Annotated in this window: 23 protein-coding genes and 1 tRNA gene; 7 read left to right on the top strand and 17 right to left on the bottom strand. The window is 27.5% G+C overall.

The annotated features are described in order from the left end of the window. Window positions 1–83: 83 nt before the first annotated feature. Window positions 84–1,280 (bottom strand): signal recognition particle-docking protein FtsY, encoded by a 1,197-nt coding sequence (ftsY, locus tag AB4W59_RS00120; protein ID WP_367673126.1) that lies wholly within the window; start codon window positions 1,278–1,280, stop codon window positions 84–86. Window positions 1,281–1,418: 138 nt separating this feature from the next. Between ftsY and rsmD the strand changes: the two genes are divergently transcribed. Genes rsmD through dnaC form a run of 3 tightly spaced genes read left to right on the top strand, consistent with a single transcriptional unit; the run spans window position 1,419 to window position 3,268 of the window. Next, on the top strand, window positions 1,419–1,997 hold the full coding sequence (gene rsmD / locus AB4W59_RS00115; RefSeq protein ID WP_367673125.1) for a 16S rRNA (guanine(966)-N(2))-methyltransferase RsmD: 579 nt from the start codon (window positions 1,419–1,421) through the stop codon (window positions 1,995–1,997). A 30-nt stretch (window positions 1,998–2,027) separates the two neighbouring features. Beyond that, window positions 2,028–2,528, top strand: a complete 501-nt coding sequence (locus AB4W59_RS00110; protein WP_367673124.1) for a DnaT-like ssDNA-binding domain-containing protein — start codon at window positions 2,028–2,030, stop codon at window positions 2,526–2,528. Continuing rightward, a complete protein-coding gene (gene dnaC, locus AB4W59_RS00105) occupies window positions 2,528–3,268 on the top strand; it encodes a DNA replication protein DnaC (RefSeq protein ID WP_367673123.1) in 741 nt (246 codons plus the stop codon). The genes AB4W59_RS00110 and dnaC overlap by 1 nt, the downstream gene beginning before the upstream one ends. Before the next feature lie 9 nt (window positions 3,269–3,277). Here the strand turns inward: dnaC and efp are convergent, their stop codons facing one another. The 3 genes from efp to AB4W59_RS00090 form a co-directional block, all read right to left on the bottom strand. Beyond that, a complete protein-coding gene (efp, locus tag AB4W59_RS00100; RefSeq protein ID WP_367673122.1) occupies window positions 3,278–3,847 on the bottom strand; it encodes an elongation factor P in 570 nt (189 codons plus the stop codon). Between the two features lie 159 nt (window positions 3,848–4,006). Next, the gene (gene groL, locus AB4W59_RS00095) at window positions 4,007–5,653 is read right to left on the bottom strand and encodes a chaperonin GroEL (protein WP_367673121.1); all 1,647 of its coding nucleotides are present in this window, start codon (window positions 5,651–5,653) and stop codon (window positions 4,007–4,009) included. A 59-nt stretch (window positions 5,654–5,712) separates the two neighbouring features. After that, on the bottom strand, window positions 5,713–6,003 hold the full coding sequence (locus AB4W59_RS00090; RefSeq protein ID WP_367673120.1) for a co-chaperone GroES: 291 nt from the start codon (window positions 6,001–6,003) through the stop codon (window positions 5,713–5,715). A 243-nt stretch (window positions 6,004–6,246) separates the two neighbouring features. Between AB4W59_RS00090 and AB4W59_RS00085 the strand changes: the two genes are divergently transcribed. Then, a tRNA-Phe gene (locus AB4W59_RS00085) sits at window positions 6,247–6,319 on the top strand. A 23-nt stretch (window positions 6,320–6,342) separates the two neighbouring features. Here the strand turns inward: AB4W59_RS00085 and mnmE are convergent. From mnmE to rpmH, 4 genes are all read right to left on the bottom strand, one after another. Beyond that, window positions 6,343–7,701 (bottom strand): tRNA uridine-5-carboxymethylaminomethyl(34) synthesis GTPase MnmE, encoded by a 1,359-nt coding sequence (gene mnmE / locus AB4W59_RS00080; protein WP_367673119.1) that lies wholly within the window; start codon window positions 7,699–7,701, stop codon window positions 6,343–6,345. Window positions 7,702–7,733: 32 nt separating this feature from the next. Next, window positions 7,734–9,335: a membrane protein insertase YidC gene (gene yidC, locus AB4W59_RS00075; protein WP_367673118.1), complete on the bottom strand. Its 1,602-nt coding sequence runs from the start codon at window positions 9,333–9,335 to the stop codon at window positions 7,734–7,736. Between the two features lie 238 nt (window positions 9,336–9,573). Continuing rightward, window positions 9,574–9,918, bottom strand: a complete 345-nt coding sequence (gene rnpA / locus AB4W59_RS00070; RefSeq protein ID WP_367673117.1) for a ribonuclease P protein component — start codon at window positions 9,916–9,918, stop codon at window positions 9,574–9,576. A 14-nt stretch (window positions 9,919–9,932) separates the two neighbouring features. Further along, the gene (gene rpmH, locus AB4W59_RS00065) at window positions 9,933–10,076 is read right to left on the bottom strand and encodes a 50S ribosomal protein L34 (protein ID WP_367673116.1); all 144 of its coding nucleotides are present in this window, start codon (window positions 10,074–10,076) and stop codon (window positions 9,933–9,935) included. Window positions 10,077–10,475: 399 nt separating this feature from the next. Between rpmH and dnaA the strand changes: the two genes are divergently transcribed. The 3 genes from dnaA to gyrB all read left to right on the top strand — a co-directional run bounded on the left by dnaA (window position 10,476) and on the right by gyrB (window position 15,493). Then, window positions 10,476–11,831, top strand: a complete 1,356-nt coding sequence (gene dnaA / locus AB4W59_RS00060; RefSeq protein ID WP_367673115.1) for a chromosomal replication initiator protein DnaA — start codon at window positions 10,476–10,478, stop codon at window positions 11,829–11,831. Window positions 11,832–11,835: 4 nt separating this feature from the next. Beyond that, on the top strand, window positions 11,836–12,936 hold the full coding sequence (gene dnaN, locus AB4W59_RS00055) for a DNA polymerase III subunit beta (protein WP_367673114.1): 1,101 nt from the start codon (window positions 11,836–11,838) through the stop codon (window positions 12,934–12,936). Window positions 12,937–13,081: 145 nt separating this feature from the next. Then, on the top strand, window positions 13,082–15,493 hold the full coding sequence (gene gyrB / locus AB4W59_RS00050) for a DNA topoisomerase (ATP-hydrolyzing) subunit B (RefSeq protein ID WP_367673113.1): 2,412 nt from the start codon (window positions 13,082–13,084) through the stop codon (window positions 15,491–15,493). Window positions 15,494–15,599: 106 nt separating this feature from the next. Here gyrB and AB4W59_RS00045 read toward each other — a convergent pair whose 3' ends face one another. From AB4W59_RS00045 to mnmG, 9 genes are all read right to left on the bottom strand, one after another. Next, window positions 15,600–16,025, bottom strand: a complete 426-nt coding sequence (locus tag AB4W59_RS00045) for a F0F1 ATP synthase subunit epsilon (RefSeq protein WP_367673358.1) — start codon at window positions 16,023–16,025, stop codon at window positions 15,600–15,602. A 25-nt stretch (window positions 16,026–16,050) separates the two neighbouring features. Next, complete coding sequence (atpD, locus tag AB4W59_RS00040; RefSeq protein WP_367673112.1) at window positions 16,051–17,448, bottom strand: F0F1 ATP synthase subunit beta; 1,398 nt, start codon at window positions 17,446–17,448, stop codon at window positions 16,051–16,053. A gap of 20 nt (window positions 17,449–17,468) precedes the next feature. Further along, window positions 17,469–18,347 (bottom strand): F0F1 ATP synthase subunit gamma, encoded by an 879-nt coding sequence (gene atpG / locus AB4W59_RS00035; RefSeq protein ID WP_367673111.1) that lies wholly within the window; start codon window positions 18,345–18,347, stop codon window positions 17,469–17,471. A 53-nt stretch (window positions 18,348–18,400) separates the two neighbouring features. Then, window positions 18,401–19,933, bottom strand: a complete 1,533-nt coding sequence (atpA, locus tag AB4W59_RS00030; RefSeq protein ID WP_367673110.1) for a F0F1 ATP synthase subunit alpha — start codon at window positions 19,931–19,933, stop codon at window positions 18,401–18,403. Further along, a complete protein-coding gene (locus AB4W59_RS00025) occupies window positions 19,924–20,481 on the bottom strand; it encodes a F0F1 ATP synthase subunit delta (protein WP_367673109.1) in 558 nt (185 codons plus the stop codon). Before AB4W59_RS00025 ends, atpA begins: the two co-directional genes overlap by 10 nt. Next, window positions 20,475–20,966 (bottom strand): F0F1 ATP synthase subunit B, encoded by a 492-nt coding sequence (locus tag AB4W59_RS00020; protein ID WP_367673108.1) that lies wholly within the window; start codon window positions 20,964–20,966, stop codon window positions 20,475–20,477. The genes AB4W59_RS00025 and AB4W59_RS00020 overlap by 7 nt, the downstream gene beginning before the upstream one ends. Before the next feature lie 75 nt (window positions 20,967–21,041). Beyond that, entirely contained in the window at window positions 21,042–21,281 is a 240-nt protein-coding gene (atpE, locus tag AB4W59_RS00015; RefSeq protein WP_367673107.1) for a F0F1 ATP synthase subunit C, read from the bottom strand. 36 nt (window positions 21,282–21,317) lie between these two features. Beyond that, window positions 21,318–22,148: a F0F1 ATP synthase subunit A gene (atpB, locus tag AB4W59_RS00010; RefSeq protein WP_367673106.1), complete on the bottom strand. Its 831-nt coding sequence runs from the start codon at window positions 22,146–22,148 to the stop codon at window positions 21,318–21,320. Window positions 22,149–22,309: 161 nt separating this feature from the next. After that, on the bottom strand, window positions 22,310–24,199 hold the full coding sequence (mnmG, locus tag AB4W59_RS00005; RefSeq protein WP_367673105.1) for a tRNA uridine-5-carboxymethylaminomethyl(34) synthesis enzyme MnmG: 1,890 nt from the start codon (window positions 24,197–24,199) through the stop codon (window positions 22,310–22,312). Between the last annotated feature and the right edge of the window lie 256 nt (window positions 24,200–24,455).

Below are 24,455 nucleotides of genomic sequence, written 5' to 3'. Positions count from 1 at the left end.
AAAATTTTCTATATACAGATTTGTAAATGTTTTAATTTAAAAATAAAAAATAATTTATGTCTACTGATCATATAATGATAATGTTATTTTTGATCAAATATTATTTTGATAAAATTTTTACTATTAAATACTTCTAGATCTGTAATATTTTCACCAATACCTATATAACGAATAGGAATAGAAAAACGATGGGCAATAGAAAATAATACTCCACCTTTAGCGGTGCCATCAAGTTTAGTAATTACAATACCAGTAATATTTAATGCATTATGAAAGTTTTCCGTTTGTTTAAGTGTATTTTGTCCATTGGATGCATCAATTACTAACATAATTTCATGAGGAGCGGATGAATTAATTTTTTTTATTACTCTGATATTTTTTTTAAGTTCTTCCATTAAATATAACTTATTATGTAAACGACCAGCTGTATCAATAATCAATATATCTATATTTCTTGATATTGCTGCTTGTACCGCATCAAATATCACTGCTGATGAATCAGTGCCAGATTGATGTGATATAACCGGAATGTTATTTATTTCTCCTAACTGTTTTAGCTGTTCGACACCTGCTGCTCGAAAGGTATCCGCCGCAACTAACATCACTGATTTGTTTTCAGATTTATATTTTTTCGCTAACTTTACTGCTGTTGTAGTTTTTCCGACTCCATTTACTCCTACTACTAAAATTATAAAAGGAATATGATTATTTATTTTTAATGGTACATCTACTTTTTTCAAAATATAATACATTTTTTTTTGTAGAAAATAATAGACTTGTTCAGAATTTTGTAAATCTTTTCGGCTGCTTTCTGTTATCAAAGTATTAATAATATAATCAGTAGTATCAATACCAATGTCAGCTAATAACATTTTTTCTTCTAAAGTTTTAAATAAAAGTTTATCCATTTTTTTAGAAGTAAAAATATTACTTATTCCTTCGCTAAAAATTTTTTGTGTTTTTCTTAAAGTATTTTTTAATTTTAAAAAAATATTGTTTCGCTTAGTGATATTATCTTGAGTATTCTTTTTTATGTCCTGAATAATATCAATATCTATAATTTTATCATCATTATTAGTTTTTAAAGATGTAGATGTCTTAAGAAATTTTTTTTGTATATTTTTTTCTTGCGCTAATATATTAGGAATAGATTTTTTATTTAAACAATTACCTTCTTTGTATTCTTTATCTGTTTTCAAAACTTTTTTAGTAGAAATTTTATTATTGCTAATTTTATTAGTTAGCCAGGAAAAAAAACTATTTTTTTTATCATTACTCATGAAATACCCTATATTTGATCAATTAGTCAAACGTTTACTTTCATTAAAGATAATTTAAAAATATAAAAAATAAAACATTTGTTTATACATATATTAATAATAAAATAAATTATATCACTAACCACAAATATCTAAAATATGAATAATAATTTTATAAAAAAAAACAATTATGTTTCTATTATTGCAGGAAAATTTAAAGGGAAAAAAATATATTTTAAAGACAATCTATATTTACGCCCAACTACGAATCGTATACGTGAAACATTATTTAATTGGCTTTCTAAAACGGTTCAAAATGCTATTTGTCTGGATTGTTTTGCTGGTAGCGGTGTATTAGGAATAGAATCTATATCTAGAAATGCCACACATGTAACATCATTAGAAATCGATAAAAATACGGCAATAATATTAAAAAACAATATAAAAAAACTAAAAATAAATAATTTAAATGTAATACACACCAATGCAATACATTGGCTTAAAAAAAATGGAACACCATATGATATAATATTTATCGATCCGCCGTACTCAATAGAATTAATCAATGAAACACTTATATTATTAAATAAAAACAAATGGTTAAAAAAAAATTCTATGATTTATATAGAAAAAAATAAAAAAAAAATTTTAAAAATACCAGAGAATTGGGTTTTATATAAAAAAAAACATACATCTCAAATCGAATATTATCTTTATACTTTAAATAACAAAATATAAAAACTGTAAAATAAAAGGTTAAATAATTTCATGAAAATATCTATCTCTAAAAGTATTAATATTGATTTATTTTGTAAAAATCCCATCAAAATATTAGAAAAAAAAGAACATGATCTTTTTGCAGTATTAAAAAAAAATACTCCAGTATTTTATGTAATTACTCCCGATTTTTTCAAAGAATTTTTTGATATTAAATACTATTTAAATAATGATAATCCACAAGAAGAAAAAAAAAAATACATACAAAAATTTTCTATGCACACAAAATGGAAGCCTGATCAAGATTTTCTTCATCAATCAGCACTATGGGGTATTAATCTTATCGGACAAGTATCAAAATGTGAATTAGCCTGTTTTATATCCTATTGGAAAGCGGAAGGCTGTTTTTTTCATCATATACAATGGCAACAAAAACTTGCTAGAAGTTTACAAAAAAGTCGATCTTTGCATTATGAAAAAAAAAATATAAGAAATATTACAGATATACCTATTCCTGATAAAAAAACTCCAAATGGATTTAGAGGTGAATAATGACATTTTATAGTGAATTTTTTAAGCGTCTAAAAAAAATGATGCCTAATAATATTAAACCTAAATTTAATAATGATGAAGAGCTACTATCTTGGAATCAAGAACAAGGTAGAATATCTTCAGAATCTATACTTCGTGCGAATAAAGCTATGAAAATGCAACGTATTCTAGGTCGATCTGGTATTAGGGAATTATATATGAATTGCTCTTTTGATAATTATAAAATTGAAAATGAAGGGCAACGAAAAGTATTAGAAGCATCAAAACGTTATGCAAAAAATTTTAATAAAAATATCGCTAGTTTTATTTTTTCAGGAAGGCCTGGGACAGGAAAAAATCATTTAGCATCTGCCATTGGTAATTATTTAATTCTGCATGGGAAAAGTATACTTATTGTGACTGTAGCAGACTTAATGTCTCATATGAAAGGTACTTTTAGTGGAACTAGTAATACTACTGAAGAAAATTTATTACATGATTTAAGTAGTGTAGATTTGTTAATGATTGATGAAATCGGTATGCAAACTGAATCACGTTATGAAAAAGTAATTATTAATCAAATCGTTGACCGACGCTCATCATCAAAGCGTTCTACAGGCATGTTATCAAACTTAGATCATAAAGGTATGAAATGTCTATTAGGCGAAAGAGTAATTGATAGAATGCGATTAGGTAACAGTTTGTGGTTAACATTTGAATGGGATAGCTATCGTCAATATATTAGAGGCAATGAATATTAAAAACATATTTTATTCTTTAATACGTGATACATATTCACCAGAACGAGTATCCACTTTAATTAAGGATCCAATTTTAATAAAAAGAGGTACTTTAATAACCGCACTTGTACTTAATATGGCTAATTTCGTACTTGCATTGACAGTACTTCCTTTTAATGCAACTGATGTATCTATCACTTTAATATTTACAAATTTATTTGGTATCACAGAAATGGGTTGATCATTCCAAAAAATCACAACACATGTGTCCTGCTCTAGTAACCATTTCTTATGTATGCCGACAATACTTTTTTCTATGCATATTTCTTCAAAAGTGTTTTTTTTAAAAAAATACCAAAAATTTTTATCATTGTATAAATACGATGCAGTATGTTCCAAAACATCAGCTATTTCTAAAGTATCCGTCGATTTAAAAGTTTTTTCTATTAACTGTCTTGTAAGTAATTTTCTTAATTTAACTCGAACAAAAGCTTGACCTTTCCCAGGTTTAACAAATTCACTAGATTCTATCAAATATGGCTCATTTTCAAAAATAATTTTTAAACCCGAACGAAAATTGTTACTATGACATAATTTCATACTATCCTTAATAGCTATGTAAAATTTTTTAAAATACCATTTTAAAAATATAATAAAAAATGAATAGAAAAAATTTCCTCAGACTAACTAGTCTGAGGAAGTAAATTTTATAAAAGCACATTACAATGAAAATGGTAAAAACGTAATTTCAAATATAAATTACATCATTCCGCCCATACCACCCATTCCTCCTGCAGGAGAAGATCCTAAATCAGATGATTTATCTTCTTTAGGTAAATCAGTTACCATACATTCTGTAGTAATCATTAATCCAGCAACTGAACCTGCATATTGTAAAGCAGAACGTGTTACTTTAGTAGGATCTAAGATACCAAAATCGATCATATCACCGTACTCATCAGTAGCTGCATTATAACCGTAGTTACCTTTTCCATCTTTAACATTATTTGTTACAACAGAAGGTTCTTCACCTGAATTAGAAACGATTTGACGCAAAGGAGCTTCCATAGCGCGTAAAGCAACACGAATACCTACGTTTTGATCTTCGTTTTGACCACGTAAATTAGATAATTTTCCAGCTACTCTCACTAACGCCACTCCCCCTCCAGCTACTACACCTTCTTCTACAGCAGCACGAGTTGCATGCAACGCATCTTCAACACGAGCTTTTTTTTCTTTCATTTCTACTTCTGTTGCGGCACCAACTTTTAGAACCGCTACTCCACCTGCTAATTTAGCTAGACGTTCATTTAATTTTTCTTTGTCATAATCAGAAGAAGCTTCTTGAATTTCTTGACGAATTTGATTAATGCGCGCTTGAATAGTACGTTTATCACCTATACCACCAATAATAGTTGTGGTATCTTTACTAATCACTACTCGTTTAGCTTGACCTAAATCTTCTAAAGTAGATTTTTCTAATTCCATAGCTAATTCTTCAGATATCACTGTTCCACCAGTAAGAATAGAAATATCTTGTAACATAGCTTTACGGCGATCACCAAAACCAGGAGCTTTAACGGCTGCTACTTTTACAATTCCTCTCATAGAATTGACGACTAAAGTAGCTAATGCTTCTCCCTCTAAATCTTCTGCAATAATTAATAATGGTTTTCCTGATTTTGCAACAGATTCTAATATCGGTAACATTTCACGAATATTAGAAATTTTCTTATCAGCCATTAAAATATATGGGTTTTCTAATTCTACAATACCTGTATCTGATTTATTAATAAAATATGGAGACAAGTATCCTCTATCAAATTGCATGCCTTTTACTACTTCTAACTCATCTTGTAGACCAGTTCCTTCTTCTACTGTAATCACTCCATCATTTCCTACTTTTTCCATAGCTTCTGCAATTAAAGCACCAACTTTTTCATCAGCATTTGCAGAAATAGTTCCTACTTGTGTAATAGCTTTAGAATCAGAACATGGAACAGATAAATTTTTTAATTCTTCTACAGCACTGATGACAGCTTTATCAATCCCTCGTTTTAAATCCATAGGATTCATTCCGGCAGCTACCGCTTTCAAGCCTTCATTAACAATTGATTGTGCTAATAAAGTCGCAGTTGTAGTTCCGTCTCCTGCGGCATCATTTGCTTTTGATGCAACTTCTTTTACCATTTGTGCACCCATGTTTTCGAATTTATCTTCTAATTCAATTTCACGAGCTACTGAAACACCGTCTTTAGTAATACTTGGTGCACCAAAGGATTTATCTAAAACAACATTTCTACCTTTAGGACCTAAAGTTACTTTTACTGCATCGGCCAATACATTGACTCCGCGAAGCATTTTAATACGTGCTTCATTACCAAATTTTACATCTTTAGCAGCCATTTGATATTTCCTTAAATATATTTATATTTTTAATAGATATAGTATATAGATATAGTGTACTATTCAACAATTGCTAAAATGTCACTTTCAGTTAAAATTAATAACTCTTCATTATCAATTTTTTCTGTTTTTGCACCATAACCTTCATTAAAAATAACAACATCTCCTACTTTTACATCTAATGCTTTTACATCTCCATTGTCTAATATACGACCGTTCCCAACCGCAGTGACAGTGCCGCGAGTAGATTTTCCCGCAGCAGAACCTGTTAATACAATTCCACCTGCAGATTTTAATTCAACTTCTTGACGCTTAACAAGTACACGATCATGCAATGGACGAATTTTCATACTAATAACACTCCTATGAATAATCTTGTTTTATCATTTAAAATGTTTTTATTACTTTAATCTCTTACTTTTACATATAGGGATTATTATTAAAACTTTCAAGGGCAAAAATATTTTTTATTTATTTTTATACCATTTTAAAAAAATAATATAAAAATTTTTTATAAAAAATATATTATACAGCTGTATTGCATAAAAAAAATATTGACAATGTTTTGTCTTTGATGATCTAATATAAAAATTGCCCGGATAGCTCAGTCGGTAGAGCAGGGGACTGAAAATCCCCGTGTCGGTGGTTCAATTCCGCCTCCGGGCATATTCAATAAAATATTATCAATATTATTTCCCAATACAAAAATCAGAAAAAATTTTTTTCAATAGATCATCAGAAGTGAATTGACCTGTAATTTCACCTAACAATCGATTAATAATATTTAAAGACTCCGCTAAAAATTCAATATTTTTATTTTCTATCCAATTTTTTTTAGCTTTTTTAAATTCAGAATAAGAAAGATTTAATTGTTGAAGATGACGTCGACGAGCAATAAAAATACTTTCATGACTCTTATTTTTTTCCATTTCAATTAAATGGCAACGTAATATATCTATACCTTCACCCGTATAAGCCGAAAGAGTAATAAAAAAGAAATCTTTTATTTTTTTAATGTTATATTTCTCTTTAACTAAATCATTTTTATTTAAAATAAAAGTAATATTTTTCTTGTCGTGTAAATGTTTAATAAAATCATAACATATTTTTTCTTGTTTTATTTTATCTATAGTATTATCAATAACAAATAATATATGATCAGATTCTTTAATCGCTGTCCAAGCCCGAATAATACCAAGGTTCTCAACTTCATCTATTGAATCGCGTAAACCAGCAGTATCAATTATTTGTAAAACAACACCATTAATATTAACATGTTCATACAGAATATCACGTGTAGTTCCTGGAATATTAGTAACAATCGCCCTATTACGACCAGATAAAGCATTTAATAAACTAGATTTACCAGAATTAGGTAAACCAGCAATAACAATTTTTTTTCCTTCTTTAAGAATACTTCCCTCTATAGCTAATCTATGAATATTTTGAAATTTTTTATCTAAAAACTGAATTTTTGATAATATTATCTCCTGGATATTTATATCAATATCTTCTTCTACAAAATCTATACTGGCCTCTATATTCGTACGTAAATCAATTAAAATTTCTATTAATTCATGAATATGAATAGAAAAAAAACCCTGTAAAGAATTTAAAGAGGAACGAATAGATGATTCTGTTTCAGCATTAATTAAATCATCTATAGATTCTGCCTGAACTAAATCAATTTTTCCATTTAAAAATGCACGCTCAGAAAACTCACCTGGTTTTGCCAATCTAACATTATCTATAAGTAAAATGCGTTTCATCAATAAATCTATTATAACTGGACTACCATGTCCTTGTAATTCTAAAACATCTTCACCAGTAAAAGAACGAGGAGCAGGAAACCATACAGCAATACCTTTATCTAATATTGTTTTATTCTGATCTAAAAAATCTAAATAAGTCGCAAATCTAGAAGGGGGTATCTGACCTAACACCTTTATAGCTACTTCAGATGCTTTCATGCCAGATATTCTTAATATACCTACAGCACTTTTCCCGGGACTAGTGACTGGTGCAATTATAGTATCATTGTTTTTCATAAAATTTTCTTCTTTTAAAATATACTAAGATACTATTTAATATTTTTTTTATCTAATTTAGAAAAAATAAATCTTTGTTGTATAATAGTTACTATATTACTAATCATATAGTATAAAACCAAACCAGAAGGAAACCACAAGAAAAAAATAGTAAATATAATAGGCATAAGATTCATAATCTTATTGTGAACAGGATCAGAAATATTGTTAGAAGACATCCTATGAATAACAAACATAGTTAAACCCATTAATATCGGTAATATATAATATGGATCTTGACTGGATAAATCTTTTATCCAAAAAATAAAATTAGCATGACGTAATTCTACAGCACTCATAAGCATATAATAAAGAGAAAGAAAGATAGGCATTTGAATAAATACAGGCAAAAAACCACTGAAAGGGTTAATATTTTCTTTTTTATATAATAACATAATCTCTTGACTCATACGTTTTTTATCGTTACCAAATCTTTCTTTTAATAAATTAATTTTTGGTTGTAAAAAGCGCATTTTTGACACAGATAAATACTGTGCTTTTGTTAAAGGATATGTTAATGCTCTTACAATGAAAGTAATTATAATAATAGAAAAACCCCAATTCCCTATAATTTTATATAAAAAACTTAATAAATTAAATAAAGGTTGAGATAAAAACCAAAGCCAACCATAATCTATGGTTAAATCTAAATAAGGTGATACCGCAGCCATTTTATTTTGAATTTCAGGACCAATCCACAACGTAGACGATATCGTTTTTTTAGAATGAGGTAAAACGTGGATAGAAGACGATTGATAACCAATAGCAACGTCACTATGATCTAAATAAGAAGTATAGAAAGAATTTTGACTTGCACCGTGAGGAATCCACGCGGTAGAAAAATATTGTTGTAACATTGCAATCCAACCGTTTTGAGTTTTAATATATAAATTCTCATGTTTAACGATATTATCGAATTTATATTTTTTATATTTTTCATCAATGCTTGAATAAGCAGCTCCACGAAATGTTTGCAGTCCAAAATGATTAGCATTAGTGTCTTTAATTTTTGGCAATTGCATAGTTTGTTTTAGCTGTCCAAACATCTTTAACTCTAAATTTTTATCAGTAGAATTATATATGTCATGTTCAACTTGAATATCGTACTCTCCTGCTTTAAGAACAAATCTTTTTACATAAATAATACCTTGTGGATTAACATAGGTAATAGGAATAGATAGTTTTGTATCATTTTTTTTTAATAAAAAAAATTTCTGAGTAGCAGAATAATGTGGTCTATGATGGATATTTACATCGTCTAATCCATTTTTTCCAGATAAACCACTCTGCGCATGATAAATAAAATTAGAATTCGTCTCTAATAGTTTAAAAGGTTTTAAAGAGTGCAAATTTTCTTTATATTTTAATAAACTAGCTTCTTCTATATCACCTCCATATAAATTAATGTTTAAACTTATTACATCATTTTTTACAAAAATGTAATCTTTTTGCTGATTTTTATGAATATTATGAAATATATGATTTTCTGGTATATTTTTGCGATGATGTAAAACAAATTGATTCTGCCATGCTTGCCATAGCAAGAAAGAAACAAATAAAAAAGCAAAAATAAAAAAATTGCGTTGACGTGCCATAATTAACATTCGCTTTTTTCTTGAATTTTTGTTGATATGCAATTTAATTTATCTACATAAAAAATATAATAAGTATAAACAAACATTAAAACACATATAATATTTCCGTAAAAAATATTTTTATACAAAAAAAATATTAAATATGCAAAAAAAATAGGACAAAAAAAAGAAAATAATAAAAAATAATAACGCATACTATATTTATAAATTCGCGTTATAAAATGGTAAAAAGATAATATTATCGATAATAATATGACCATAAATTTCCTAATGTGTTAAGTATACTTTGATTATTTAAATAAATTATATTTTTTTTTGCTATGACAACAAAATCCATCGAAATTAATTTATTTTGTAATAACCGAAATGTTTCACGAATTAATCGTTTAATTAAATTACGTTGATAAGCATATTTTATATTTTTACGCGTAATACTAATTCCTAATCTAGGATATCCTAATAAATTATCTCGTCCAAGAATACACATTGCAAAAGTATTTTTTTTAAAAGGTTTTTCAAAAACATATTTAAATTCTGTAGAATTTAATAAACGTAATTGTTTACTAAAAAAATAATTTAACACTATATTTAGCCCTGCTATTTACTAGAAACCGTTAAACGTGCTCTTAATTTTGCACGTCTACGTGATAAAATATAACGACCATTTTTTGTTGCCATACGAGCTCTAAATCCATGAGAACGATTACGTTTTAATATTGATGGTTGAAAGGTTCTTTTCATAGTAATATTTACCTATCATATTTTAAAATATGCAATTGTAAGATTAATTATTTTAAGAATAATTATTCTTGACGATGCGATTGATTAACTGTATTTAAACTAGAATATATAAAAAACTCATTTATATTTCTTAAAAGATTAACTAGTTCAAAAAAAATATTTTTCATATTTTTATTCTGGTATGATATCAATATTATTGATTCTAAATCATAATAAAAAATAAAAAATCACTTCTTATAAATGCATAAAATATAAATGTACTGCATCTTGTCGTTATACTCACCTGTATTCAGGTGTATAACGATTCATGTAAAAATATCATATGTATATAAAATATATAAAAATAATAATTTATTAAATTACAGCTATTTATTTATTTTTGTTCGCTTGGAGTCTGCCGTGTCATTTTTTCTTTGGAAACAATGTCTTGACCGGTTACAAGATGAGCTACCTACTACAGAATTTAGCATGTGGATACGTTCTCTGAAAGCCGAACTAAAAGATAACATTTTAGAAATATACGCTCCAAATAAATTTGTATTAGAATGGGTCAAAGATAAATATTTATCTAAATTTCAAGCGATATTGCAAGGATTATATGGCTCTTATATTCTGTCTATTAAATTTAAAATATATAAAAATTCTATAGAAAAGAAAAAAATTTCTTATTTTTATCCAAATGATGATATCAAACCTATTGAAGATAAGATACCAATTTTACAAAAATCATCTTATCATTCGAATATTAACAAAAAAAATAATTTTGATAATTTTATTGAAGGAAAGTCCAATCAACTTGCACGAGCAGCAGCATGTCAAGTAGCCAAAAATCCTGGTACTTCATATAATCCATTATTTATTTATGGTAAAACAGGTTTAGGAAAAACACATTTACTTCATGCTATAGGAAACAACATTCTAACATATAAATACAATATTAAAATTATTTATATGCATTCTGAAGGTTTCGTTCAAGACATGGTTAAAGCTTTACAAAATAATAATATTGAAAAATTTAAATTGTACTATCGTTCTGTTGATGTTCTATTAATTGATGATATTCAATTTTTTGCTAATAAAAAGCGTTCACAAGAAGAATTTTTTCATACATTTAATACTCTTCTCGATGGAAATCAACAAATTATTTTAACATCAGATCAATACCCTAAAGAAATTAATGGCATTGAAGATCGTTTAAAATCACGTTTTGGATGGGGTCTGACAGTATGTATAAATCCACCGGATCTTGAAACTCGAGTTGCTATTTTAATGAAAAAATCAGATGAAAAAAATATTTTCTTGTCTTATGATATAGCTTTTTTTATTGCAAAAAAGTTAACATCGAATGTGCGAGAATTAGAAGGTGCTTTAAATAGGATTATTATTACTGCTAATTTTACTCATCGTAATATTACAATAGATTTAGTAAATGAAGCACTGCAAGATATTTTAGAATTACAAGAAAAACTGATTAGTATCGAGAATATTCAAAAAAAAGTAGCAGAATATTACAAAATTAAAATTTCAGATTTACTGTCTAAAAAAAGATCGCGTTCTGTAGCTCGCCCAAGACAAATGGCTATGGCTTTATCTAAAGAATTAACTAATCATAGTTTATCTGAGATTGGACATGCTTTTAATGGCAGAGATCATACCACAGTATTATATGCTTATCGAAAAATTAAAAAATTGTTCGAAAAAAATAATAATATTAAAGAAGATTTTTTTAACTTAACTAAAAAACTATCAATATAACCTTATGAAATTTAATATTCACAATAAAATACTCATTGAACATTTACATAAAATATATCGGTTATTGACAAAAAATATTTCTCTACCTATTCTTGAAAATATATTATTTAATATTGAAGACGGGACACTATCATTAACAGCTAGTAATCTTGAACTGGAATTAATTTCAAATATCACAATAAATACAGAATATCAACCAGGAAAAATTACTGTATCTGGTCGTAAACTATTGAATATTTGCCGTCATATACCAAAAAATTCGGTCATTAATATACAATTAATTAAGAGCAAAATACATGTTAAATCTGATAATAGTCATTATATTTTAACAACTTTATCTCCTGATAATTTTCCTCAAAAAAAACAATTTAATTGTATTTCAGAATTTTTTATCAATTCTCATATTTTTAAAGATATGATTGACAAAACTGAATTTTCTATGGGTAAACAAGATATTCGTTATTATCTTAATGGAGTTTTGCTAGAAAAAAAAGGTGCATTACTACAAATTGTAGCAACAGATGGATATCGATTAGCATTGTCACACACTTTAATTAAAAAAAATATAATAGATTTTTCAGTTATTATTCCTAGAAAAGGTATAGTGGAACTATCTCGATTATTGAATATTGCACCACAATTAATACATATTATAATTGGTAATAATAACATTAAAATAAATATAAATAATTTAATCTTTACAGCGCAATTACTTGAAGGAAAATATCCAGATTATAATAGTGTATTATTTCAAAGCATGAATAATCCCGTTATAATCAATACTATTGCACTAAAAAACTCATTATCACGTACAGCTATTTTATCACATGAAAAATTTTGTGGTGTTGATATTAATATCGGTAATAATCAATGTAAGATAACATCGGATAATCAAGAAGAAGAGACAGCAAAGGATGTGTTTAATATAAATTATTCTCAAACTAAAATAGAGTTCTCTATTAATGTGTATTATATATTAGATATCTTAAATGTTATTAAAAGTGAAAATATTTTACTATTTATTAATCCATCTCAATCTTCCATACAAATTACAGAAGAAAATGATAATTCAAATCTATATATTGTGATGTTATTAAAAAGTTAATATTAATCATCAAAAAATATCTTTTATATATAGTTATAAAAAATTAAATAATTTATTCATGATCAAGTACTATTTTGTATTTTATTTTAAATAATTAATATCATTCTAATTACATGTCATTCGTTATATAATATAAGGACTATATATGTCAAATCTTTACAACTCTTCTAGTATTAAAATTCTACGCGGATTGGATGCTGTACGTAAAAGACCTGGTATGTATATTGGAGATACTGATGATGGTAGTGGATTACATCATATGGTTTTTGAAGTAGTAGATAATTCCATCGATGAAGCTTTAGCTGGATATTGTAAAGAAATTACAGTTATCATTCATGCTGATAACTCTGTTTCTATACAAGATGATGGGCGAGGAATTCCAACTGATATTCATCCGGAAGAAGGGATTTCTACCGCAGAAGTTATTATGACAGTACTACATGCTGGTGGAAAATTTGATAATGCATCATATAAAATATCAGGTGGTTTGCATGGAGTAGGTATATCCGTAGTAAATGCTTTATCAGAAAAATTAGAGTTAATAATTTATAAGAACAAAAAAAAATATCAACAAATATATAAAAATGGAACACCAAAATCAGCTCTATCTGTAATAGGCACAACTAATATAACAGGTACATATATAAGATTTTGGCCTAGTTATAAAACATTTACAAATAATACTACATTTGAATTAGATATTTTAGCTAATCGCTTACGTGAATTATCTTTTCTTAATTCTAGTATTACTATCCATTTAAAAGATAAACGTTCTAATATACAAAATTGTTATTATAACAAAGGCGGATTACGCTCTTTTATTCATTTTTTAAATAAAAAAAAAACACCTATTCATAATAATATATTTTATTTTCATTGTATAAAAGACACAATAGAATTAGAAGTAGCTATGCAATGGAACGATTCAATACAAGAAAACATACATTGTTTTACTAATAATATACCACAAAAAGATGGAGGTACACATTTAGCTGGTTTTCGATCAGGAATGACGAGAACATTAAATCTACATATAGAACGAGAAGGATATAATAAAAAAAGCAAAACTACCATTATTGGTGAAGATGCACGCGAAGGATTATCGGCAATAATATCGATTAAAATACCGGATCCAAAATTTTCTTCTCAAACCAAAGATAAATTAGTATCTTCAGAAGCCAAACCCGTCATAGAATCATTAATTAATGAGCATCTTATTGAATATCTTTTAGAAAATCCATTAGATGCAAAAAATATTATTCATAAAATTATTGATGCCGCTAAATCTAGAGAAGCAGCAAGACGTGCACGAGAAATTAATAAAAAAAAGAATATGTTAGATATCGGTGCTTTACCTGGAAAATTATCTGATTGCCAAGAAAACGATCCGAAATTATCAGAAATTTATTTAGTAGAAGGAGATTCTGCCGGTGGATCAGCAAAACAAGGTCGAAATAGAAAAAACCAAGCCATCCTTCCTTTAAAAGGAAAAATATTAAACGTAGAAAAAGCTACATTCGAAAAAATGCTATTATCTCAAGAAATTATTTCGCTTACTACTGCACTAGGATGTGGCATTGGAAAAAACGAATATAATTTACAAAAATTACGATATAATAGTATCATTATTATGACTGATGCAGATGTAGATGGAGCGCATATTAGAACATTGCTATTAACCTTTTTTTATCGTCAACTCCCTGAATTAATTGAAAAGGGATATATTTATATTGCACAACCACCTTTATATAAAATCAAAAAAGGAAAACAAGAAAAATATATTAAGAATGATGAAGATATGCAAAAATATCAAATTAAAATGGCTTTGCATGGAATTACTTTTAAAAAAGAAGGAGTGGTAAAAAAAGATCGAGATACTCAAATATTTAAAAAAATAATATTACAGTATCATCATCTTCAATATATTTGCAAACAAAATAAAAATTCTCTACCCATGTTTATATTAGATGCATTAATATATCATTCACCATTAAAACAATTCACTAATCAAGAACAAGTTGTAAATTGGACTAATGAATTAGCACGGATTTTAAATAAACATAAAAAAAATAATATTTTTTATAAAGCAATTGTTAAAAAAAACAGTATACATAATGTTTTTGAACCGACTATAAAAATATCTACATATGCATATCATAAAGAATATGATTTAAAATATAATTTTTTTATAAGTAAAGAATATCTTTTAATCACTTCAATTGGTAAAAATTTTTATTATTTTTCTAAAAATCAAATATCTATAGAAAAGGGAGAAAAAAATTATTTAATAAAAAATATAAAAAAGACACTAACATGGTTGACATCAGAATCTAAAAGAGGATTATTTATACAACGCTATAAAGGATTGGGAGAAATGAACCCGGAACAACTATGGAACACTACTATGAATCCTGAAACGAGAAATATGTTACAAGTCACTATTCACGATGCAGAATCTGCAAGCCATTTATTTAGTACGCTTATGGGTGATGCCGTAGAACCTAGACGGCGATTTATTAAAAATAATGCTTTACAAGCAGAAAATATTGATATATAAAAATTAATAATTTTATATATTATTAAAAAGCTTGTTTTAAAAATTATTTTTAAATTTTCACAATACCTGCGGCAGGACAAACCAGCCGCCAAAATTATTTGATATACTAACATTCATTTAACTTTTCCGCCATTTCTAGAACTCGTAATTTTGCTATTGCTTTAGACAATTGAATGGACATATTATCTCTTTGTGCTTTTATAAGTGCACTTTTGATATATTCTTCAGCTTGTGTTTTTTCTTTTAAAATAGAAGCTCGATCTAAATCGATAGCATGTATTGCAAGATCTGCTAAAATAGAAACAACAGAAGGTTGAACTTCAAGTATTCCACCGGAGATGTAAATATATTCTTTTTTATGATCGAGATGTTTAATATATATCATACCAGGCTTAATAATACTCAGTAATTGAGTATGCCCAGAATAAATACCTAATTCGCCTTCAATACCCGATACTCTTATTGTTTTTACTAAACCCGAAAATATGCGCTTCTCGATACTTACAACATCTAAATAAAAAGCCATTAACATATCCAAATATATATTTATTATTAAATTACAATTTTTGTGATTTTTTTATTACTTCTTCAATAGAACCCACCATATAAAATGCTTGTTCTGGCAATGCATCATATTCACCTGCTATAATTCCCTGAAAAGCATGAATACTATCTTTAAGAGATACATATTTGCCGGGAGAGCCAGTAAATACTTCTGCGACAAAAAAGGGTTGCGATAAAAATCTTTGTATTTTTCGTGATCGTGTAACTAATAACTTATCTTCCTCAGATAATTCGTCAATACCTAATATTGCAATAATATCTTTTAGTTCTTCATATCTTTGCAATATTGACTGTACACTTCGTGCTGTTTGATAATGTTCTTCTCCGATAATTTCCGGATCTAACTGCCGGCTTGTGGAATTTAAAGGATCAATAGCAGGATAAATTCCTAATGCTGCAATTTGACGACTTAATGTAATAGTAGAATCTAAATGCGCAAAAGTTGTTGCAGGTGAAGGATCAGTTAAATCATCTGCTGGTACATATACGGCTTGTACAGAAGTAATAGAACCTTTTCTTGTTGATGTAATACGCTCTTGAAGAAGACCCATTTCTTCAGCTAAAGTTGGTTGGTATCCCACGGCAGATGGCATTCTTCCTAATAATGCAGAAACTTCTGTACCAGCTAAGGTATAACGATAAATATTATCAATAAATAATAAAACATCTCTTCCTTCATCACGGAATTTTTCAGCGATAGTTAAACCTGTAAAAGCAGCTCTTAATCGATTACCGGGAGGTTCATTCATTTGACCATATATCAATGATACTTTATCTAACACATGAGATTCTTTCATTTCGTGATAAAAATCATTACCTTCACGTGTTCGTTCACCAACACCAGTAAAAACAGAATATCCTGCATGTTCAATAGCAATATTACGAATTAATTCCATCATATTAACTGTTTTTCCGACACCAGCACCTCCAAATAAACCAACTTTACCACCTTTTGCAAAAGGACATATTAAATCAATAACTTTAATACCCGTTTCCAATATTTCTTGAGAACTCGCTTGTTCTTTATAAGCTGGAGGTGATCGATGAATTTCCCAGTATTCAATAGGATTATTATTTTTGCTTTTTAATGCCCCTTTTCCATCTATTGTTTCACCTAATACATTCAAAATACGACCTAATGTAGATTCTCCAACAGGTACTTGAATATAATGACCGAGATCGGTCACAATTAAACCCCGTTTTAAACCATCAGATGATCCCATGGCAATAGTTCTGACTATACCTGATCCTAGTTGTTGTTGAACCTCTAAAATAAGATTACATTGTCTATTTTTTACTGATAAAGCATTATATATTTTTGGCACTTCATGTTGTGAAAATTCGACATCCACGACAGGGCCAATAATTTGGATAATTTTTCCAAAAACCATTTGCAACCTCTGAAAAATTTCTAATTCACTGATACCGCTGAAGCTCCCGCAACAATTTCAGTAAGTTCCTGAGTAATACTCGCTTGACGTAATTTATTATAAATTAACTGTAATTCTTTAATAAAGTTATCACTATTATCTGCTGCTGTTTTCATAGCTACCATACGAGCGGCTTGTTCACTTGCAATGTTCTCCAAAATACTTTGATATACTTGTGATTCAATATAACGTTCAAATAAAAGATCTAAAATTAATTTTGAATCTGGTTCATATAAATAATCCCATTTTTTTATTTGAATAACAGGTTTTTTGATCTTTGATTGAATTAAAGGAAGTAACTGATAAATTGTTGGATATTGTAATAATCTATTATGAAACTTATTGTAAGCAATAAAAATTTTATCAATTTCATTATTTTGATATTTTTTTAATATAACTTCAACATTATTAATTAATTCTATAATTACAGGATAATCTCCTATATTACTTTTCTTTGAAAGAATATTTTTTTTATACGATTGAAAAAAAGAAAAACTTTTTGCTCCAAATAATATGAAATCACATGAAATATTAATCTGTTTCCAAGATTGTATTTTCAGAAGAACTTTCTTAAACAGATTAGTATTTAAACTACCACATAATCCTCGATCGGTAGATATTATAATCATACCAATACGTTTAGTAACTCTCTTTTCTAAGTAACTATGTTTATATTCTAAACTACCTTCTACAACATGATTAATAACATTTTGAATAATATCGGAATATGGACGACCTGAGCGCATTCTATGTTCAGCTTTTCTCATTTTTGAAACTGCAACCATTTCCATAGCTTTAGTAATTTTTTGTGTATTAATCACGCTTTTTATTTTATTTCGTATTTCTTTTTTTCCCCTCATTATTATCTCTTTAATAATTTTTTATGTGTATTTTCAAAATATTGTATAGAATTTTAAATTTTTTTAAAATTATTAATTAACATTATAAAATCTTTTTCTATTGTTTGATTAAACACTCCAGAATTATTTATTTCTTTAATTAAATCAGAATAATTTTTTTTAAAATAGATTAATATATCTTTTTCAAAGATACTAATCTGATCTAAAACAATATCATCTAAAAATTGTTTCTCAGAAATAAATAATAAAAGGCCTTGCTCAGCAATAGACATAGGTGAATATTGTTTTTGTTTTAATAATTCAGTAATTTTTTGACCATGTGTCAACTGTTTTTGAGTAATATCATCTAAATCAGATGAAAATTGCGAAAATGCAGCCAATTCTCTATATTGAGCTAATGCTGTACGAATACCAGAAGATAATTTTTTAATAATTTGACTTTGAGCCGCACTACCTACCCGAGAAACAGAAATACCCGGATTAACCGCAGGACGAATACCAGCATTAAATAAATTAGATTCCAAAAATATTTGTCCATCAGTAATTGAAATAACATTGGTTGGCACAAATGCGGATACGTCTCCTGATTGTGTTTCAATAATAGGTAGTGCTGTAAGTGATCCGGTGTTATATATTTTTATCTTATGATTTATTTGTTTTATTCTCTCTATTGTAATCCGTGCAGATCTTTCTAATAAGCGAGAATGAAGATAAAAAATATCACCTGGAAATGCCTCTCTTCCCGGTGGTCTTCGTAATAATAAAGAAATTTGACGATATGCTATAGCGTGCTTTGAAAGATCATCATATACAATTAAAGCATCTTTCCCTTGATCGCGAAAATATTCTCCCATAGAACAACCGGCATAAGGTGCTAAATATTGTAAAGTCGCCGCTTCTGAAGATGAAGCAACTACAATAGTAGTGTTTGATAAAGCATTATATTCTTCTAATTTTTTTACAACATTAATAATTGTAGACAATTTTTGTCCAATCGCAACATAAATACAGGGAATACCAAAGTTTTTTTGATTAATAATAGTATCAATTGCTAGAGCTGTTTTACCCGTTTGACGATCACCAATAATTAATTCGCGTTGCCCTCGCCCAATAGGAATCATGGTGTCAATTGCTTTATAACCAGTTTGAATAGGTTGATTAATTGTTTGACGTTCAATTACACCAGGCGCATCACGTTCAACCGGTAAATAACCATCGTTTTTAATAACACCTTTACCATCAATAGGTGCACCCAAAGCATTGACAACTCTTCCCAACATATTATCACCGACTGGTACTTCTAAAATTTTTCCAGTGCATTGAACACGAGTACCTTCGGTAATATGGGCATAAGGACCCATGACAACTGCACTGACAATATCTCTTTCAATATTTAATGCGAGAGCATATTCATTATTTGGTAATTGAATCATTTCTCCTGACATGACATCAGATAAACCATTAATTCTAATAATACCATCAATCACAGAAATAACAGTACCTTCATTGTAAGATTGATTAAACACTTCAAACTGAGAAATCCTTTCTTTAATTAATTGACTTATTTCTGTAGAATTTAATTGCATATATTATTATTCTCTTCAAACTTTAAAAAATTAGACAATTGTTTTAAATGATTATTAATAGATAAATTAAAAACAGTATTTCTAATTTTTATAATAATACCACCAATTATACTTGTATCTATTTTAGATGTAAAATTAATTCTACCCGTTACAAACTGTTTTAATATATTATTAATATTATTTATTTGATATTTTTTTAAATGATGAGATGAAATTAATTCCACATTAACAATATTTTTATATACAGACTCTAAAATTAAAAATTTTTTTAATATCTCATGCAATATATTTAAACGTTTATTATTAGATAACAATTGTATAAAATTTCTTCCATATTGATCAATTTTTTTTTGACCAATTAATAAAAAAAAGGACACTAAATATTGAGGTGCAACTGATCCAGATAAATAATATCTAATCTTTTCATGAGAAGCTATTTGATTCATTAAAATCAGCATTGATTTCCATTTTTCTATTGAATTATTTTCGATAGCCAGTTCAAAAATTGCTCGTGCATATGGTCGTGCAATTGTTTGCGACACTAACATAAATTTTTAACCTTAGACAAAGAATTGATTAAAGAATCTGTTAAATCTAAATTAATATTTCTGGGAATATGTTCTTTTATTATTTTTTCTGCTATTGCTACTGCTAATTCTACTGTTTCTTCCTGTAATATTTCACGCGCATCAATCATTTTAATATCAATTTCAGTTTGCATCTTAATAAAAATTTTTTTTGATTCTTCAGTTGCTTTATTGTGAGCTTCTTCTATAATTAATGCTTTTTGCTTATTTGCTTCATTAATAATTTTAGACGCTTTATCTTTAGTTTCTTTAATTTTTTGATTGATTGTTTCTTGCACTAATTGTAATTCTTTTTGAGCTTCATGTGCGCGTAATAATGATTCATGAATTTCTCTTTGTCGAGTTTCTATAGACAATAGAATAGGTGGCCATATATATTTCATACAAAACCAAACAAATAAAATAAATGAAATAACTTGTCCAAAAATTGTAGCATTCAGATTCACAAAAACACCTTTAATATTTTAATAAAAAAGTAATCTTTACGCTATCTAAACACGTAAAGATTTTACTTAAAAAAATTAAGAAATCGCAAAAAGCATATATAAACCGAGACCGACAGCAATCATTGGAATAGCATCGACTAATCCCATAATAACAAAAAATTGCGTTCTTAATATCGGTATCAAATCTGGTTGTCTTGCAGCACCTTCTAAAAACTTACTACCAAGGATACCAATGCCGATTGAAGCTCCAATAGCAGCTAATCCAATCATAATAGCTACTGCTATATATAACATATCAACATTTAAATGCTCCATTTAAAAAACTCTCCTAGTGATTTATTAGAATTATAGTTATGTTTTTTCATTATGAGATTGAGATGCTAAAGATAAATATACAATTGTCAATACCATAAAAATAAAAGCCTGTAATGAAATAATGAAAATATGAAAAATAGCCCATGGCACATGTAAAAAAAATTGCAACCACCACGGCAACAAACCTGCAATTAAAATAAAAATCATTTCTCCCGCATACATATTTCCAAAAAGTCTTAATCCTAAAGAAATTGGCTTTGATAATAATGAAACAAATTCTAACATAAAATTAAAAATAGAAAAAACAGGATGATTAAATGGTTGTAATGTTAATTCCTTCAAAAAACCTAATATACCTTTCATTTTAATACTATAAAATAAAATAAGAATAAAAACACCTAATGACATGGAAAGTGTGATATTCACATCTGCAGATGGTACAATTTTCATGGCTGGTAAAGAAAATATATTTTCACAAATAAACGGGAAAAAATCTATTGGAACTAAATCCATTAAATTCATTAAAAAAACCCACACAAATATTGTTAATGCCAAAGGTGCAATAAGAGGGCTATTTCCGTGATACATATTTTTTACATTATTATGAACAAAGTGAAATATTATTTCAACACTAGTTTGCAATTTATTAGGAACGCCTGTAGTAAAACTTTTAGAAACTAGATAAAATACACTTAAAAAAAAACATCCTAATAAAAGAGAAAATATTATTGAATCTAAATTTATAATAAAGTATTGTGAAGAAAAATGATTTGATGAAACAATTTTAAAAGTACGCAAATCCATTTGCAAATGATTTAAATGATGCGTAATATATTTCTGAAAATTAAAAGTTTCTTTTAAAACCATAATAAATTTTATACCTTTTGCATAATTTAATTATAGATTATATAACAAAAAATGTATAATAAAAAAATCTCCATAAAATTATATCATTTTTTGTAATAATATTTTGCAATAATTATTTTTTTTAAAAAATTGACAAAATCATAATTCAAAAACATGTAATATTAACATGAAATGTTTTTATAAGATTCTTTTTTTAAATGTATTAATAAAATTGATATAGCAGCTGGTGTAACCCCTGATATACGAGATGCCTGACCAATTGACATGGGTTTAACATCATTTAATTTTGCTATAACTTCACAGGATAAACCTTTTATTTTATTATAATCACATAAGGGTGATAAAAACGTGTTTTCATTATTGATATGACGTTCAATTTCATCTGATTGCCGTTTGATATATCCTTCATATTTTATTTTATTTTCTATTTGTTCTTTGATTTCTAAATCTACTTTTTCAGAAAATAATATTTTCATTAACTCTAATTTTTTATATGTAATTTCTGGGCGTTTTAATAATTCCTTAATAGTAATTGCTTTAGATAAATGAATATTTAAAAAACTATGTAAATTATTTGCATGTGTAGATAGAGGATGTATTTTAAAGTCATTTAAACGTTTCATTTCAGTATTCATGTTCAATAATTTTTTATTATAACGAGCCCACCTTAAATCATTTATTAAACCTAAATTACGCCCGATTTCAGTAAGTCGTAAATCCGCATTATCTTCTCTTAAAGTTAATCGATACTCAGCTCGGGAGGTGAACATGCGATACGGTTCTTTTGTGCCCTGTGTAGATAAATCATCGACTAGAACCCCTAAATATGCTTGATCGCGTCTAGGAAACCAGTATTCCGCATCTAATACACGAAGTGCAGCATTAATACCAGCCAATAATCCTTGAGCTGCAGCCTCTTCATAACCCGTTGTTCCGTTAATTTGACCAGCAAAAAATAAACCCTTAATTAATTTACTTTCTAACGTCAATTTTAAATCTTTTGGATCAAAAAAATCATATTCAATAGCATATCCTGGATTAATAATTTTAGCATTTTCCAAACCTTTAATAGATTGAATAACATTTTTTTGCACATCTAAAGGTAAACTCATTGAAATGCCATTAGGATATATAATATTGTCGGATAAACTTTCTGGTTCTAAAAATATTTGATGTGATATTTTGTTTTTAAAACGAATGATTTTATCTTCAATAGAAGGGCAATATCGAGGTCCAAAACCTTTTAAAAAACCAGTGTACATAGGACTTTTATCGAGATTATTAAATATAATCTCATGTGTTTTTTCATTAGTATGCGTTAAATAACAGGGAATTTGTTCAGGATGATTTGAAGGATCTCCCATAAATGAAAAAACTGGTACTGGTATATCCCCGTGCTGCACCGATAAATTTTTAAAATTAATAGTTTTTTTATCAATGCGAGGAGGTGTTCCAGTTTTTAATCGATTAACTCTTAAAGATAAAGAGCGTAAACGAAGAGCTAAATCAATAGAAGAGTTTTCTCCCATCCTTCCAGCTGGATAACTATTTAATCCGATATGTATTTTACCCCCTAAAAAAGTTCCTGTAGATAAGATTACAGATCTTGCATAAAAATTGTTATCATTTTTTGTGATAACACCCATAATTTCGTATTTTTCAATAATTAAATCTTGAACTTCTTGTTCTAAAATACATAAATTTTTTTGTTTTTTTAATCTATTTAATATTTCTATACGATATAATAATCTATCTGCTTGAGCTCTAGTAGATCTAACAGCTGGGCCTTTTTTAGAATTTAACATTCTAAATTGAATGCCTGCATAATCAATAGCTTGAGCCATTATACCGCCGAGCGCATCAATTTCTTTCACTAAATGACTTTTACCTATTCCTCCAATTGCAGGGTTGCAAGATAACACACCTAAACTTGATATCTTTTGCGTTAATAATAATGTTTTACAACCCATACGTGCTGATGCCATAGCGGATTCAGTACCAGCATGCCCTCCTCCAATAACAATCACGTCAAATTTTTTTAAATTACACATCTAACTAATCCTCACAGTGTTCGAAAAGTATTCTATATAGTATTAATATTTAATTCAAGATAAAACATGTTAAATTCAAAGATAATTTTAAAAACATTTTTTTTATCTTTTAGATGGTTTTTAAATCTTTTTTTAAAAAAAAAAGAAAAAATAATAATGATAATGATTATTATTATTAATAAAGAAAAAATCTGTGGATAAGTCATATACAGCATTGATAATAAAAGCAATTATGATATGAACTAAATGTGTATAA

Origin of the sequence: Buchnera aphidicola (Cavariella theobaldi) (assembly GCF_964059165.1) — a bacterium.
Classification (GTDB): Bacteria; Pseudomonadota; Gammaproteobacteria; order Enterobacterales; family Enterobacteriaceae; genus Buchnera; species Buchnera aphidicola_BO.
The sequence above is the reverse complement of the archived record's forward strand: the minus strand, read 5'-3'. Positions and strand labels throughout refer to the sequence as shown.

Coding starts and splice junctions, on each gene's coding strand:
- gyrB (WP_367673113.1), top strand. CDS start 13,082: ATGTCAAATCTTTACAACTCTTCTAGTATTAAAATTCTACGCGGATTG.
- atpG (WP_367673111.1), bottom strand. CDS start 18,347: ATGAGGGGAAAAAAAGAAATACGAAATAAAATAAAAAGCGTGATTAAT.
- groL (WP_367673121.1), bottom strand. CDS start 5,653: ATGGCTGCTAAAGATGTAAAATTTGGTAATGAAGCACGTATTAAAATG.
- mnmE (WP_367673119.1), bottom strand. CDS start 7,701: ATGAAAAACAATGATACTATAATTGCACCAGTCACTAGTCCCGGGAAA.
- atpA (WP_367673110.1), bottom strand. CDS start 19,933: ATGCAATTAAATTCTACAGAAATAAGTCAATTAATTAAAGAAAGGATT.
- rsmD (WP_367673125.1), top strand. CDS start 1,419: ATGAATAATAATTTTATAAAAAAAAACAATTATGTTTCTATTATTGCA.
- ftsY (WP_367673126.1), bottom strand. CDS start 1,280: ATGAGTAATGATAAAAAAAATAGTTTTTTTTCCTGGCTAACTAATAAA.
- dnaC (WP_367673123.1), top strand. CDS start 2,528: ATGACATTTTATAGTGAATTTTTTAAGCGTCTAAAAAAAATGATGCCT.
- atpD (WP_367673112.1), bottom strand. CDS start 17,448: ATGGTTTTTGGAAAAATTATCCAAATTATTGGCCCTGTCGTGGATGTC.
- AB4W59_RS00025 (WP_367673109.1), bottom strand. CDS start 20,481: ATGTTAGTGTCGCAAACAATTGCACGACCATATGCACGAGCAATTTTT.
- atpE (WP_367673107.1), bottom strand. CDS start 21,281: ATGGAGCATTTAAATGTTGATATGTTATATATAGCAGTAGCTATTATG.
- AB4W59_RS00110 (WP_367673124.1), top strand. CDS start 2,028: ATGAAAATATCTATCTCTAAAAGTATTAATATTGATTTATTTTGTAAA.
- AB4W59_RS00045 (WP_367673358.1), bottom strand. CDS start 16,025: ATGTTAATGGCTTTTTATTTAGATGTTGTAAGTATCGAGAAGCGCATA.
- mnmG (WP_367673105.1), bottom strand. CDS start 24,199: ATGTGTAATTTAAAAAAATTTGACGTGATTGTTATTGGAGGAGGGCAT.
- yidC (WP_367673118.1), bottom strand. CDS start 9,335: ATGGCACGTCAACGCAATTTTTTTATTTTTGCTTTTTTATTTGTTTCT.
- dnaN (WP_367673114.1), top strand. CDS start 11,836: ATGAAATTTAATATTCACAATAAAATACTCATTGAACATTTACATAAA.
- efp (WP_367673122.1), bottom strand. CDS start 3,847: ATGAAATTATGTCATAGTAACAATTTTCGTTCGGGTTTAAAAATTATT.
- atpB (WP_367673106.1), bottom strand. CDS start 22,148: ATGGTTTTAAAAGAAACTTTTAATTTTCAGAAATATATTACGCATCAT.
- AB4W59_RS00090 (WP_367673120.1), bottom strand. CDS start 6,003: ATGAAAATTCGTCCATTGCATGATCGTGTACTTGTTAAGCGTCAAGAA.
- rpmH (WP_367673116.1), bottom strand. CDS start 10,076: ATGAAAAGAACCTTTCAACCATCAATATTAAAACGTAATCGTTCTCAT.